This is a genomic window from Pseudomonas sp. GW821-FHT12A04 (assembly GCF_058807755.1).
In genome coordinates, this window is the sequence record NZ_JBXAQZ010000009.1 from 54,321 (window position 1) to 67,940 (window position 13,620).

Sequence of the window (13,620 nt, forward strand, 5' to 3'; positions counted from 1 at the left end):
ATCCATGTTGCCTGTTACTCCGTCATCGCGAGCAAGCTCGCTCTCACAGGGGTTTGCGAACACTCAAAAAATCAAATTGACATCCAATCATATGATGATTAGCGTGGGCCTCCATCGCGAACGGCATTGAGGTGTCCATGTCCAGCAGCTTTCATGCATCGACGGTTGACTGGCTGGGTTGCTGGCTCGCCACGGGGCAGGTCAAGCCAGGTGAGTCACTCAAGGTCGAAGCCGACCTCGGCGAACAACTCGGCGTGAGCCGCACGGTCATCCGTGAAGCCATCAAGACCCTGGTTGCCAAAGGCATGCTCGAGGTCGGGCCGAAAGTCGGCACGCGGGTATTGCCAGTGCGGCGCTGGAACCTCTTCGATCCACAAGTCGTTGGCTGGTTGTCGCGCAGCGGCTTACCGGAAAACTTCGTCGACGATCTGCTCGACCTGCGCCGCACCATCGAACCGATGGCCGTGCGCTGGGCCTGCGAGCGCGCAACCGGCGAACAGGTGAACGAGATTCTGTTGGCCTGCAACGCGCTGGAACGGGCGGTGGACAGCGGCATCGATTACAACCGTGCCGACCAGTTCTTTCACGAGTGCATCCTCGCCGCCAGCCACAATCAATTCATTGAACAAATGGTTCCCGCGCTCGGCGCGTTGCTGGCGGTGGCCTTTGAAGTGTCCGCCGCCGACCCGGATGAACTGCGTCGCACCTTGCCGATTCACCGGGACCTGGCCGAGGCTATCGCGGCCCGGGATACCGCCCGGGGTGTCTGGGCCTGCATGACCCTGATCGATAACGCGGACCTTGCGATCAAGCGTTACTACCCGCAAGTCATGGCCGATAAAAAAGCCAGCTGACAGCTCGAACCACTGTAGGAGCGAGCTTGCTCGCGATGGTGTATCAGCTACCGCCAGGTCGACTGGCACACCTTCGCGAGCAAGCTGGCTCCTACACAATAAAAACAAGAACAACGCAGGAGGTTTCATGGCGTGGACTGCGGTGACCGAGCATCGGGCACGACTGGGCGAAGGCCCGTTCTGGGATGCGCCCACCCAAGCCCTGTACTGGGTGGATATCGCCGGTAAGCAGGCGTTGCGGTTGATCGGCGCCAACGTGCAGATCTGGCAGATGCCGGAGCACGTGTCGGCGTTCATTCCCTGCGAAAGCGGCGATGCCCTGGTGGCATTGAGCAGCGGCGTGTATCGGCTCGATCTCGACTCACCGGGCCTGGCGCCGCGCCTGACACTGTTTTGCGTTGCCGATCCGCAACCGGGCAACCGCCCCAATGAAGCCCGTTGCGACGCCCAAGGCCGGCTCTGGCTCGGCACCATGCAAAACAACATCGGCGCAAACGGCGAAGACCTGCCCATCGTCCATCGTTCCGGTGGACTGTTCCGCATCGATCGCGCCGGGCGGGTTGCGCCGTTGCTGCGCAATCTGGGCATTCCCAACACGCTGCTGTGGAGCGATGACGCCACCACCGTGTATTTCGGCGACAGCCTCGACGGCACCTTGTATCGACATTTCATCCGTGCCGACGGAGCCCTCGATGCGCCACAGGTCTGGTTTGGTCCGCACGAGCGTGGCGGCCCGGATGGTTCAGCGATGGATGCCGAAGGTTTTATCTGGAATGCCCGTTGGGACGGCAGCTGCCTGCTCAGGTTGAGCCTGGACGGTAAAGTCGATCGGATCATCGAACTGCCGGTCAGTCGTCCCACCAGTTGCGTGTTCGGCGGTTCAGACCTCAAAACTCTGTACATCACCAGCGCGGCCAGTCCGCTGGGCCATCCGTTGGATGGGGCTGTGTTGTCGATCGCAGTAGATGTGCCTGGAAAACATTGCACGCGCTTTGCTGGTTAAATCCCAAAATATGGGATGTAAATATATATATTGAGATTTATTGCAGGCCAGGTTTATAGTCGGCCTCACCAGTTACATGCACTCACACTTAAAAAAACAAAACAGGTGAAGTGATGCAGCGAAGTTCCCCCGTGCTCCCTTGCGGAGCCTGTGCCTCAGAACGTTTCCAAGCTGAAACGTTTTCGCACTCACCTGTTTCCTACCCAGCGCCTTTTGACCGGACATCGACAGATGCCCGGTTTTCGTCGTGTTTTCAAACAGGAGTCTTGATCCATGGCTGAACCACTGTCATTGCCACCGGTTCCCGAACCGCCCAAGGGCGAACGCCTGAAAAACAAGGTCGTCTTGCTGACCGGTGCCGCCCAGGGTATTGGCGAAGCGATTGTGGCGACCTTCGCGTCCCAGCAGGCCAGGTTGATCATCAGCGACATTCAGGTCGAGAAAGTCGAGAAGGTCGCGGCGCATTGGCGAGACCAGGGCGCCGATGTGGTGGCGATCAAGGCCGACGTGTCACGTCAGCAGGACCTGCACGCCATGGCCCGGCTGGCGATCGACCTGCACGGCCGGATCGATGTGCTGGTCAACTGCGCCGGGGTCAACGTATTCCGCGATCCGCTGGAAATGACCGAGGAAGACTGGCGTCGCTGCTTTGCCATCGACCTCGATGGTGCCTGGTACGGTTGCAAGGCGGTGCTGCCGCAGATGATCGAGCAGGGCGTCGGCAGCATCATCAATATCGCGTCCACCCATTCCACCCACATCATTCCTGGATGCTTCCCGTACCCGGTGGCCAAGCATGGCCTGCTCGGCCTGACCCGCGCGCTGGGCATCGAATATGCGCCCAAGGGTGTGCGCGTCAACGCGATTGCGCCGGGCTACATCGAAACCCAGTTGAACGTCGATTACTGGAACGGTTTTGCCGACCCCCACGCCGAACGCCAGCGCGCGTTTGACCTGCACCCGCCGCGCCGCATCGGGCAGCCGATCGAAGTGGCAATGACCGCCGTGTTCCTGGCCAGTGATGAAGCGCCGTTCATCAATGCCTCGTGCATCACCATCGATGGTGGTCGCTCGGTGATGTACCACGACTGAGTGATCGGGCTTTCAGGCGTGTTACTACGCCTGAAATCCAATCATCATACGATATGACTATTGGCAGTATGTGTTTACCGCCCGTTGGTTAACAAAGAACGCTTTCAACGAGTGCTCAAGAAAAATAACAAGGAGTCAGCTTATGAATCGTCGTCATGCTATCCGTTCCCTGTGCTGTGCCGCGTTGGCGGTCTCGGCGTTCAGCCTGAGCAACACGCTGCTGGCAGCCGAGGAAGTGAAGATCGGTTTCCTGGTCAAGCAGGCCGAAGAACCCTGGTTCCAGACCGAGTGGGCCTTTGCCGAAAAGGCCGGGAAAGAGAAGGGCTTCACCCTGATCAAGATCGCCGTGCCCGACGGTGAGAAAACCCTTTCTGCCATCGACAGCCTCGCGGCCAACGGCGCCAAGGGGTTCGTGATCTGCCCGCCGGACGTGTCCCTCGGCCCGGCGATCATGGCCAAGGCCAAACTCAACGGGTTGAAAGTGATCGCCGTCGATGACCGTTTCGTCGATGCCAGCGGCAAGTTCATGGAAGATGTGCCGTACCTTGGCATGGCCGCTTTCGAAGTCGGCCAGAAACAAGGCAATGCCATGGCGACCGAAGCGAAGAAACGCGGCTGGGACTGGAAAGACACCTATGCGGTGATCAACACCTACAACGAACTCGACACCGGCAAGAAGCGCACCGACGGTTCGGTGAAAGCGCTGCAGGATGCCGGCATGCCGAAAGACCACATCCTGTTCGCGGCCCTCAAGACCCTCGACGTGCCGGGCAGCATGGACGCCACCAACTCGGCCCTGGTGAAACTGCCGGGGGCGGCGAAAAACCTGATCATCGGCGGCATGAACGACAACACCGTGCTCGGCGGTGTGCGCGCCACCGAGAGCGCCGGTTTCGCCGCGGCCAACGTGATCGGCATCGGCATCAACGGTACCGACGCCATCGGCGAGCTGAAGAAACCCGACAGCGGCTTCTACGGCTCGATGCTGCCGAGCCCGCACATCGAGGGCTACAACACCGCCAGCATGATGTACGAGTGGGTCACCACCGGCAAAGAACCGGCGAAGTACACCGCCATGGATGACGTGACGCTGATCACCCGCGACAACTTCAAGCAGGAACTGGAAAAGATCGGCCTGTGGAACTGATGGCCGTTTGACTTCAGCGGCGGCCTCGGCGGCGGGGTCGCCTGATCGGTGTGAAGAGGTGGTTATGCACGCGCAAACAATCCAACACGAACACAGCCTTACCGGCAGCTTGCGCTTCAACGGGATCGGCAAGACCTTTCCCGGGGTGAAGGCGCTGGACAACATCAGCTTCGTCGCCCATCCGGGGCAGGTTCACGCCTTGATGGGCGAGAACGGCGCCGGCAAGTCGACGCTGCTGAAAATTCTCGGCGGGGCCTACACGCCTTGCAGCGGTGCCTTGCAGATCGGCGAGCGGACGATGGACTTCAAGTCCACCGCCGACAGCATCGGCAGTGGCGTCGCGGTGATCCACCAGGAGCTGCATCTGGTGCCGGAAATGACCGTGGCTGAGAACCTGTTTCTCGGGCATCTGCCAGCCAGTTTCGGCCTGATCAATCGCAGCACTCTGCGCCAGCAGGCACTGGCCTGCCTCAAAGGCCTGGCCGATGAAATCGACCCGCAGGAGAAAGTCGGGCGCCTGTCTCTCGGCCAGCGGCAACTGGTGGAAATCGCCAAGGCTTTGTCTCGTGGCGCCCACGTGATTGCCTTCGACGAACCCACCAGCAGCCTTTCGGCAAGGGAGATCGACCGCTTGATGGCGATCATCGGCCGGCTGCGGGACGAGGGAAAAGTGGTGCTCTATGTCTCCCATCGCATGGAAGAAGTGTTCCGCATCTGCAACGCGGTGACGGTGTTCAAGGACGGGCGCTACGTGCGCACGTTCGATGACATGAGCCAACTGACCCACGATCAACTGGTCACCTGCATGGTCGGGCGCGACATCCAGGACATCTACGATTACCGCCCGCGCCAACGCGGCGCGGTGGCACTCAAGGTCGACGGACTGCTCGGGCCGGGGTTGCGCGAGCCAGTGAGTTTCGAGGTGCACAAAGGCGAAATCCTCGGGCTGTTCGGGCTGGTCGGGGCCGGTCGCACCGAGCTGTTGCGCCTGCTCAGTGGCCTGGCGCGCCACAGCGCCGGACAGCTGAAACTTCGAGGCCATGAACTGAAGCTGCGTTCACCCCGGGACGCGATTGCCGCCGGGATCCTGTTGTGCCCCGAGGACCGCAAGAAGGAAGGCATCCTGCCGCTGGCCAGCGTCGCGGAGAACATCAACATCAGCGCCCGAGGCGCCCACTCCACCTTCGGTTGCCTGTTGCGTGGCCTGTGGGAGAAGGACAACGCCGAGCAGCAGATCAAGGCGTTGAAAGTGAAGACACCCAACGCGGCGCAGAAAATCATGTACCTGTCCGGTGGCAATCAGCAGAAGGCCATTCTCGGCCGCTGGCTGTCGATGCCGATGAAAGTGCTGCTGCTCGACGAACCCACGCGCGGCATCGACATCGGTGCCAAGGCCGAGATCTACCAGATCATCCATAACCTGGCAGCCGAGGGGATCGCGGTGATTGTGGTGTCCAGCGACTTGATGGAAGTCATGGGCATTTCCGACCGCATCCTGGTGCTGTGCGAAGGCGCCCTGCGTGGCGAGCTGAGCCGCGAACAGGCCAACGAATCCAACCTGCTGCAACTGGCTTTGCCGCGCCAACGCGCCGACGGCGTGGCGAACTGAGAGGTGACTATGATGACAACCCAAAACAACACCCTGCCGACCACGCGCAAACCGCTGGACTTGCGGCGCTTCCTTGATGACTGGGTGATGCTGCTGGCGGCGGTCGGCATCTTTGTCGCCTGCACCTTGCTGATCGACAACTTCCTTTCACCGCTGAACATGCGTGGCTTGGGCCTGGCGATTTCCACCACCGGAATTGCTGCCTGCACCATGTTGTATTGTCTGGCGTCCGGGCATTTCGACTTGTCGGTGGGCTCGGTGATTGCCTGTGCCGGGGTGGTCGCGGCGGTGGTGATGCGCGACACCGACAGCGTGTTTCTCGGTGTCTGTGCCGCGCTGGTGATGGGCCTGATCGTCGGGTTGATCAACGGGATAGTGATCGCCAAGCTGCGGGTCAATGCGCTGATCACCACGCTGGCGACCATGCAGATCGTGCGCGGCCTGGCCTACATCTTCGCCAACGGCAAAGCGGTGGGGGTGTCCCAGGAATCGTTCTTTGTGTTCGGTAACGGCCAGATGTTTGGCGTGCCGGTACCGATCCTGATCACCATCGTCTGCTTCCTGTTCTTCGGCTGGCTGCTGAACTACACCACCTACGGGCGCAACACCATGGCCATCGGCGGCAACCAGGAAGCGGCACTACTGGCCGGTGTGAATGTCGACCGGACCAAGATCATCATCTTCGCCGTACACGGTGTGATCGGCGCGTTGGCCGGGGTGATCCTGGCCTCGCGCATGACCTCCGGCCAGCCAATGATCGGCCAGGGTTTCGAATTGACGGTGATCTCGGCCTGCGTGCTGGGCGGGGTGTCGTTGAGTGGCGGGATCGGCATGATCCGGCACGTGATCGCCGGGGTGTTGATTCTGGCGATCATCGAAAATGCGATGAACCTGAAGAACATCGATACGTTTTATCAGTATGTGATCCGGGGTTCGATTTTGCTTCTGGCCGTCGTGATTGACCGCCTGAAACAGCGCTGATACCCCATTACACCTGTGTGCGAGCTTGCTCGCGATGACGGACTGGCTTCATTACTGGCTCAAATGGCTTTCCTCGTCCTCGGTGGTGCTTGAACCGAGGCCACCACTGCCGGGTGTTTTTTTGTCCGGCAGGTTCGTCCCGCCCTGACGTCCCGCGTCGTTGCCTTGAATCCGCGGGTCGGTGCCGGTGGCGGGCGGCAGGTTATGGTCGATCGTCGTGCCATCGGTGTTCATGCCGGGGGCACTCTGGATGGCGGGAGCCCTGGGTTTTTCCACCGGATTGGTCGGGCCGGTGCTCGAGCCGATGGTTCCGGCGAAGGAGGCGGCGGATAAAAGGGCAGTGAAAACGAGGGCGGTCAACCTGGACAGGGTCATGGTGGTGTCTCCAGCGAGTAGAGTCCTTACCTGATTAGTCCGCCCTCGATCCGGATGGGTGCATTGTCAGCGACGAACGGCTCAGGCCTCCTGCAGTGCCCTGACCGCTATGGCTCTACGCCAGATCAAGCGGCCCACGGTGATCAGCCAGTTGAGCGAGGCAACCGCCAACACCGTGAGCAACAGCGTGGGCATGCCTTGCTCGACGATGATTTTCCCTGCCAGCAATGGAAATCCGAACACGCCGATGAAGTACGACAGGCTGAACAGCAGCAAGGATTGTGCGGTGGTGCCGTTCGGCGCTTCATTGGCGGCCAGGCCGTTGATCACCGAGTAGGTCAGGCCGTAACCGATCCCGAGCATCACTGCGGCGAGCACGTAGCTGACGCTGCTGTCGACGACAAAACCGAACATCACGATCGATGCCAGCATCAGCCCCGAAAGCAGGCACGATGCACGCAATGGATCGCGCTTGACCACGAAACCGGCAACCAGCATGCGGCCGCTGATCGCCGCGCTCATGAAGCCGAGGAAGAACAGCGAATAGTCGAGCGAGCGCGCTGCGGCATAACTGGTTTGAAAGCTCGACAGACCACCGAACACGCAGCCGCCGAGACCAACCATGATGATCGGAAAAACGGCCTTGGACGACAGCACCTGACCCGCTGCACGCCAGGAAATTCGCGACACGCTGCCAGATTGCGCGGGCGCCGGTTTCAGTTGTCGATCCAGGCGCCAGAACAGCAATACGCCGATCAGGCTGGCCAGCGCCGCCAGGTAAAACGCCGCGGTCACCGGATAGCCAAGCGCACTCGCCGCGCGGCCGAGCAAAGGGCCGCTGCCGATCCCGGTCATCATGCTGCCGGACAACAGGGCGAAGTATCTGGCGCGCTGCGCGGGTGTCACCAGGCTCGCCACGATGATCGGCCCCAGGGTGTAGAACACGCCCCAGCCCAAGCCCAGCAGCAGGCCGAAAAACAACAGCAGATGACCGAAGCCCGGGGTCAGGGCGAAGCCCAGGCTGGCCGCTACCAGCAATACACCGAACAGCGCCACCGAGCGGGCGGCACCGAGCAGGTCGGACAAATGACCGGAAACAATCACCGCTGCAAAGGTGCTCAGCATTGCCGCCGAAATCACACTTCCGGCGTCGTGTTCGTTACCGCCGCGAGAACCCATCAGCAACGACAGCAGAAACGTCGAGCCGTAGGACAATGACAACAGGTAACTGGCGAGGCAAAAAAGGCCGAACAGCTTGTTTGAAACTGGGGGTGTTGCGGTGGGCATGACGCGGTTCCTTGACCGGATAAATGAGCAGCGCGTCTATCTAACCACGCAGACCCCGAATATTAGGTCCGAGGTTATCGATTCCAGGGTTAGTGCCGGCCGGAGTAAACCCCCTTTGTAGGAGCGAGCTTGCTCGCGATGACCCCGAGAACACCACATGTATCCAGAAAGCACGCGTTATCGTTAACGACCATCGCGAGCGAGCTCGCTCCTACAGGTGTTGGGACAGTTCCCTCGCCACAAATACCGCGCCGACTTAGTATGGCGTTTTCCACTTTTGACAAGGCACGTCCATGACGATCGAAATCCGCCCGGCGACCCCCAGTGACGCACCGCAAATCCTCGCGTTCATCACTGAACTGGCCGACTACGAACGTGCCCGCCATGAAGTCATCGCCAGCGTTGCCGATATCGAGCGCAGCCTGTTCAGCGAAGGCGCCACAGCCCATGGCCTGATCTGCCTGCGCGAGGGTGCACCCATCGGTTTCGCGGTGTTCTTCTTCAGCTATTCCACCTGGCTTGGCAGCAACTGCCTGTACCTCGAAGACCTCTACATCACCCCGGAACAACGCGGCGGTGGCGCGGGCAAGACCCTGTTGCGGCATCTGGCGAAAATCGCCTGCGCCAACGACTGCGGCCGTTTCGAGTGGAGCGTACTGGAGTGGAATACGCCGGCCATCGATTTCTACAAATCCCTGGGCGCGCAGCCGCAGGAGGAGTGGGTGCGCTATCGGATGGATGGGGCGGTGTTGCGGGATTTTGCAGCGGGTAACTGATCGCTTCTAAAAGATCGCAGCCTTCGGGCTGCGATTTTTTTGCCTTGTCTCATAATATGGGATTGATATTTATATATTGAGATTTGTCCCTTCGCAGGTTTATAGTCCCGCTCACTCACTGCCAAAAACCAAAACAGGTGAAGCGATGCAGGCGCAATTGATCGCGCTCGACTGGGGGACAACCTCATTACGTGCTTACAAACTGGCCGAAGGCGGGCAAGTGCTCGAACAGCGTTCGCTGTCGTCGGGGATCATGCAGCTGCCGAAAGCGCCGCGAATCATTGGCGGCCGGGAATGCGCCGATGGTTTCGAACTGGCCTTCGATGAGGCTTGTGGCGACTGGCTCGACGCCCAGCCGGATTTACCGGTGATTGCCTGCGGCATGGTCGGCAGCGCCCAGGGTTGGAGCGAAGCGGCTTACCGGGACACGCCGGCGAACGTCGCCACGCTCGGTACGTCCTTGCAAACTGTGCGCAGCCGGCGCGGCGTCGATGTGCACATCGTGCCCGGCGTCATCGAGCGTTCGCCTTTGCCGAACGTGATGCGTGGCGAAGAAACCCAGGTACTCGGCGTGCTGCAAAACCTGACGAGCGAGACGGGCGCTGATCTGCTGATCGGCCTGCCGGGCAGCCATTCGAAATGGGTGGAAGTGGCCGACGGCTGCATCGTGCACTTCGACACTTTCATGACCGGCGAAGTCTTCGCTGTGCTCAGTCAACACAGCATTCTCGGGCGCACCCAACAATGTGGCGCGTCTTTCGATGGCGATGCGTTTGATCGCGGCGTGAAGGTCGCGTTGTCGGCGCACGGTGAAATCGGCCTGCTGTCGACGATGTTCAGCGCCCGCAGTCTCGGGCTGACCGGCGAGTTGAGCGCAATCGCCCAGGCGGACTATCTGTCCGGCCTGCTGATCGGCCACGAGTTGACGGCCGTGGCCAATGTCCAGCGGCGCCGACGCAACAGCGTGCATCTGCCTTCGATCATCCTCATCGGCAACACCCAACTCTGTGCCCGCTACAGCCGTGCGCTCGACGCCTGCGGTTTTGCCCGGGTGATTCTGGCCGAACAAGCCACCGAACGCGGGTTGTGGCAACTGGCGCTGGCTGCCGGCCTGGTCACGTGCACCGCATCCCGTTAAACCTGACTGGAGTCCTGACATGCTCAAACAAGCCCTGGCGCAAAACGGCCTGATCGCGATCCTGCGTGGCCTGCGCCCGCAGGAAGCGGCGGCCATCGGCGAAGTCCTGTACGCCGCCGGATTTCGCGTCATCGAAGTGCCGCTCAATTCCCCTGAACCGTACGAAAGTATCCGCATCCTGCGCAGTACCTTGCCCGCCGATTGCCTGATCGGTGCCGGTACGGTGTTGACGCCGGAGCAGGTCGAGCAAGTGAAAGCCGCGGGCGGCCAGGTGATCGTCATGCCCCATAGCGATCCGAAGGTCTTGCGCGCGGCGAAAGCGGCAGGGCTGTACCTGTCGCCGGGTGTCGCCACGCCGACCGAAGCCTTCACGGCACTGGCTGAAGGCGCGGATGTGCTGAAGCTGTTTCCGGCCGAGCAGATGGGGCCGGCAGTCGTCAAAGCCTGGCTCGCCGTATTGCCTGCCGGAACCCTGCTGGCGCCGGTCGGCGGGATCACGCCGGACAACATGCAGTCGTTCATCGACGCCGGTGTCAAAGGTTTCGGCCTCGGTTCCGGCCTGTTCAAACCGGGCATGACGCCTACACAAGTGTCGGCCAATGCCGAGGCCTACGTCGCTGCCTGGAAAGCCCTTCGCTGAGACTTCATTGAGCGCCGAGCGCGCTGCATCTAATAAGAGAGCCAAAAGATGAAAATCACCAAACTGACCACCTTCATCGTTCCGCCGCGCTGGTGCTTCCTCAAGGTCGAAACCGACGAGGGCGTCACCGGTTGGGGTGAGCCCGTGGTCGAAGGCCGCGCCCACACCGTTGCCGCTGCCGTTGAAGAATTGTCCGACTACCTGATCGGTAAAGACCCGCGCAACATCGAAGACATCTGGACCGTGCTCTATCGCGGCGGCTTCTACCGTGGCGGCGCGATCCACATGAGCGCTCTGGCCGGTATCGATCAGGCCTTGTGGGACATCAAGGGCAAGGCGCTGGGCGTGTCGGTCAGCGATCTGCTGGGTGGCCAGGTGCGGGACAAGATTCGTGTGTACTCGTGGATCGGCGGTGACCGTCCAGCGGACACCGCGCGTGCGGCGAAAGAAGCGGTCGAGCGTGGTTTTACCGCGGTGAAAATGAACGGCACCGAAGAGCTGCAATTCCTCGATACCTTCGACAAGGTCGACCAGGCCCTGGCCAACGTCGCTGCCGTGCGCGATGCCGTCGGCCCGAACGTCGGCATAGGCGTCGACTTCCATGGCCGGGTGCACAAGCCCATGGCCAAGGTGCTGATGAAGGAGCTTGATCCGTACAAGCTGATGTTCATCGAAGAGCCGGTGCTGAGCGAAAACTACGAAGCGCTCAAAGAGTTGGCGCCGCTGACCAGTACGCCGATTGCCCTGGGCGAACGGCTGTTCTCGCGCTGGGATTTCAAGCGCGTGCTCAGCGAAGGTTATGTCGACATCATCCAGCCGGATGCCTCCCACGCCGGTGGCATCACCGAAACCCGCAAGATCGCCAACATGGCCGAAGCCTACGACGTGGCGCTGGCGCTGCATTGCCCGCTGGGCCCGATTGCCCTGGCGGCCTGCCTACAACTGGACGCGGCTTGCTATAACGCGTTCATCCAGGAACAGAGCCTGGGCATCCATTACAACGAGAGCAACGACCTGCTCGACTACGTCAAAGACCCAAGGGTGTTCGACTACGACAAAGGCTTCGTGAAGATCCCGAACGGCCCGGGCCTGGGCATCGAGATCAACGAGGAATACGTGATCGAACGCGCCGCCATCGGCCACCGCTGGCGCAACCCGATCTGGCGCCATGCCGATGGCAGTTTTGCCGAGTGGTGATCACTCCCTGACCTACCACTGAACCCTGTAGGAGCGAGCTTGCTCGCGATGGTGTGTCAGTCGACATCAGGCTGAATGACACACCATCGCGAGCAAGCTCGCTCCTACAAGGGGTCTGCACGAAGTTTCAAATTGACCTCAATAACCATAAGAAGAGGCACCCCCTCATGCAACCGCAAACCCTCACCGGGCAGGCGTCGTTGGTGACGCCCAGCCGCAAGCGTTTTTTCATCATGGTGCTGTTGTTCATCACCGTGGTGATCAACTACCTGGACCGCAGCAACCTGTCCATCGCTGCCCCGGCATTGACCAGTGACTTGGGCATCGACCCGATCCACGTCGGCCTGATCTTCTCTGCGTTCGGCTGGACCTACGCGGCCATGCAAATCCCCGGCGGCTGGCTGGTGGATCGCGTGCCACCACGCATCCTTTACAGTGTTGCCTTGCTGCTGTGGTCTGTGGCCACGGTGATGCTCGGCTTCGCCGGCAGCTTCATCGCGCTGTTCGTGTTGCGCATGGCCGTCGGCGCCCTGGAAGCGCCGGCGTACCCGATCAACAGCCGTGTGGTCACCACCTGGTTCCCCGAGCGCGAGCGTGCCACGGCCATCGGTTTCTATACCTCCGGGCAATTCGTCGGTCTGGCCTTCCTGACGCCGGTGCTGGCCTGGCTGCAGCACGAATTCGGCTGGCACATGGTGTTCGTCACCACCGGCGCGGTGGGCATTGTGTGGGCGGTGATCTGGTACGCGGTGTATCGCGAGCCACGGGATTTCAAAGGCGCCAATGACGCGGAAATCGATTTGATCCGCGAGGGCGGCGGGCTGGTGGATATCCAGGCCGAACAGGCCAAGGTCAAAGCCAAATTCAGCTGGACCGACCTGGGGATTGTCCTGACCAAGCGCAAGCTCTGGGGCATTTACCTCGGGCAGTTCTGCCTCAACTCGACACTGTGGTTCTTCCTCACCTGGTTCCCGACCTACCTGGTGAAGTATCGCGGCATGGACTTCATCAAGTCCGGCCTGTTGGCATCGCTGCCGTTTCTCGCCGCGTTTATCGGTGTGCTGTGTTCCGGTTTCTTCTCGGACTTTTTGATCCGTCGCGGTTACACGGTAGGTTTCGCCCGCAAGTTGCCGATCATCAGTGGCCTGCTGATTTCCACCTCGATCATCGGCGCCAACTATGTCGAGTCGACGCCGTTGGTGATTGCCTTCCTCGCGCTGGCATTCTTCGGCAATGGCCTGGCTTCGATTACCTGGTCGCTGGTATCGACTTTGGCTCCGGCGCGCTTGCTCGGGCTGACCGGTGGTGTGTTCAACTTCATCGGCAACCTGTCGGCGATTGCCACGCCTATCGTGATCGGCTTCCTCGCGACGGGTGATTCTTTTGCCCCGGCGATCACCTACATCTCGGTGCTGGCACTGATTGGCGCACTGTCCTACATCTTGCTGGTGGGCAAGGTCGAGCGTATCAAGTTGTAGTCGTGGCACGCGGGCGACCATAATGCCGCCCGTTCACTCGCTC

General features: G+C 60.8%; 13 protein-coding genes. 11 read left to right on the top strand and 2 right to left on the bottom strand.

From position 1 onward, the window contains the following. Positions 1–137: 137 nt before the first annotated feature. From AC1RS8_RS15420 to araH, 6 genes are all read left to right on the top strand, one after another. On the top strand, positions 138–854 hold the full coding sequence (locus AC1RS8_RS15420; protein WP_057713725.1) for a FadR/GntR family transcriptional regulator: 717 nt from the start codon (positions 138–140) through the stop codon (positions 852–854). Between the two features lie 127 nt (positions 855–981). Further along, entirely contained in the window at positions 982–1,857 is an 876-nt protein-coding gene (locus tag AC1RS8_RS15425; RefSeq protein WP_489339055.1) for an SMP-30/gluconolactonase/LRE family protein, read from the top strand. A 273-nt stretch (positions 1,858–2,130) separates the two neighbouring features. Beyond that, complete coding sequence (locus tag AC1RS8_RS15430) at positions 2,131–2,949, top strand: SDR family oxidoreductase (RefSeq protein WP_223543670.1); 819 nt, start codon at positions 2,131–2,133, stop codon at positions 2,947–2,949. Between the two features lie 142 nt (positions 2,950–3,091). Next, a complete protein-coding gene (locus AC1RS8_RS15435; RefSeq protein WP_057713728.1) occupies positions 3,092–4,096 on the top strand; it encodes a substrate-binding domain-containing protein in 1,005 nt (334 codons plus the stop codon). Between the two features lie 64 nt (positions 4,097–4,160). Next, positions 4,161–5,705, top strand: coding sequence for an L-arabinose ABC transporter ATP-binding protein AraG (gene araG, locus AC1RS8_RS15440; RefSeq protein WP_057713729.1), 1,545 nt, complete (start codon positions 4,161–4,163; stop codon positions 5,703–5,705). Positions 5,706–5,717: 12 nt separating this feature from the next. After that, positions 5,718–6,686: an L-arabinose ABC transporter permease AraH gene (gene araH / locus AC1RS8_RS15445; protein WP_090457976.1), complete on the top strand. Its 969-nt coding sequence runs from the start codon at positions 5,718–5,720 to the stop codon at positions 6,684–6,686. Positions 6,687–6,737: 51 nt separating this feature from the next. Here the strand turns inward: araH and AC1RS8_RS15450 are convergent, their stop codons facing one another. Together AC1RS8_RS15450 and AC1RS8_RS15455 are read right to left on the bottom strand one after the other, a co-directional pair. Beyond that, the gene (locus tag AC1RS8_RS15450) at positions 6,738–7,061 is read right to left on the bottom strand and encodes a hypothetical protein (RefSeq protein WP_407514826.1); all 324 of its coding nucleotides are present in this window, start codon (positions 7,059–7,061) and stop codon (positions 6,738–6,740) included. 81 nt (positions 7,062–7,142) lie between these two features. Next, positions 7,143–8,348, bottom strand: a complete 1,206-nt coding sequence (locus tag AC1RS8_RS15455; protein WP_489339054.1) for an MFS transporter — start codon at positions 8,346–8,348, stop codon at positions 7,143–7,145. Positions 8,349–8,641: 293 nt separating this feature from the next. Here AC1RS8_RS15455 and AC1RS8_RS15460 point away from each other — a divergent pair, with 293 nt between their 5' ends. The 5 genes from AC1RS8_RS15460 (at position 8,642) to AC1RS8_RS15480 (ending at position 13,577) form a co-directional block, all read left to right on the top strand. Then, entirely contained in the window at positions 8,642–9,124 is a 483-nt protein-coding gene (locus tag AC1RS8_RS15460; RefSeq protein WP_057713732.1) for a GNAT family N-acetyltransferase, read from the top strand. A gap of 145 nt (positions 9,125–9,269) precedes the next feature. Then, complete coding sequence (locus AC1RS8_RS15465) at positions 9,270–10,262, top strand: 2-dehydro-3-deoxygalactonokinase (RefSeq protein WP_489339053.1); 993 nt, start codon at positions 9,270–9,272, stop codon at positions 10,260–10,262. Between the two features lie 19 nt (positions 10,263–10,281). Then, the gene (locus tag AC1RS8_RS15470) at positions 10,282–10,902 is read left to right on the top strand and encodes a 2-dehydro-3-deoxy-6-phosphogalactonate aldolase (RefSeq protein ID WP_090457179.1); all 621 of its coding nucleotides are present in this window, start codon (positions 10,282–10,284) and stop codon (positions 10,900–10,902) included. A gap of 48 nt (positions 10,903–10,950) precedes the next feature. After that, positions 10,951–12,099 (top strand): galactonate dehydratase, encoded by a 1,149-nt coding sequence (dgoD, locus tag AC1RS8_RS15475; RefSeq protein WP_008047041.1) that lies wholly within the window; start codon positions 10,951–10,953, stop codon positions 12,097–12,099. 167 nt (positions 12,100–12,266) lie between these two features. Next, the gene (locus AC1RS8_RS15480) at positions 12,267–13,577 is read left to right on the top strand and encodes an MFS transporter (protein WP_407514833.1); all 1,311 of its coding nucleotides are present in this window, start codon (positions 12,267–12,269) and stop codon (positions 13,575–13,577) included. Positions 13,578–13,620 lie beyond the last annotated feature (43 nt).

Bases quoted from the DNA above. Each gene is read 5' to 3' on its own strand.
- AC1RS8_RS15420 (WP_057713725.1), top strand. From the start codon at position 138: ATGTCCAGCAGCTTTCATGCATCGACGGTTGACTGGCTGGGTTGCTGG.
- AC1RS8_RS15425 (WP_489339055.1), top strand. From the start codon at position 982: ATGGCGTGGACTGCGGTGACCGAGCATCGGGCACGACTGGGCGAAGGC.
- AC1RS8_RS15430 (WP_223543670.1), top strand. From the start codon at position 2,131: ATGGCTGAACCACTGTCATTGCCACCGGTTCCCGAACCGCCCAAGGGC.
- AC1RS8_RS15435 (WP_057713728.1), top strand. From the start codon at position 3,092: ATGAATCGTCGTCATGCTATCCGTTCCCTGTGCTGTGCCGCGTTGGCG.
- araG (WP_057713729.1), top strand. From the start codon at position 4,161: ATGCACGCGCAAACAATCCAACACGAACACAGCCTTACCGGCAGCTTG.
- araH (WP_090457976.1), top strand. From the start codon at position 5,718: ATGACAACCCAAAACAACACCCTGCCGACCACGCGCAAACCGCTGGAC.
- AC1RS8_RS15450 (WP_407514826.1), bottom strand. From the start codon at position 7,061: ATGACCCTGTCCAGGTTGACCGCCCTCGTTTTCACTGCCCTTTTATCC.
- AC1RS8_RS15455 (WP_489339054.1), bottom strand. From the start codon at position 8,348: ATGCCCACCGCAACACCCCCAGTTTCAAACAAGCTGTTCGGCCTTTTT.
- AC1RS8_RS15460 (WP_057713732.1), top strand. From the start codon at position 8,642: ATGACGATCGAAATCCGCCCGGCGACCCCCAGTGACGCACCGCAAATC.
- AC1RS8_RS15465 (WP_489339053.1), top strand. From the start codon at position 9,270: ATGCAGGCGCAATTGATCGCGCTCGACTGGGGGACAACCTCATTACGT.
- AC1RS8_RS15470 (WP_090457179.1), top strand. From the start codon at position 10,282: ATGCTCAAACAAGCCCTGGCGCAAAACGGCCTGATCGCGATCCTGCGT.
- dgoD (WP_008047041.1), top strand. From the start codon at position 10,951: ATGAAAATCACCAAACTGACCACCTTCATCGTTCCGCCGCGCTGGTGC.
- AC1RS8_RS15480 (WP_407514833.1), top strand. From the start codon at position 12,267: ATGCAACCGCAAACCCTCACCGGGCAGGCGTCGTTGGTGACGCCCAGC.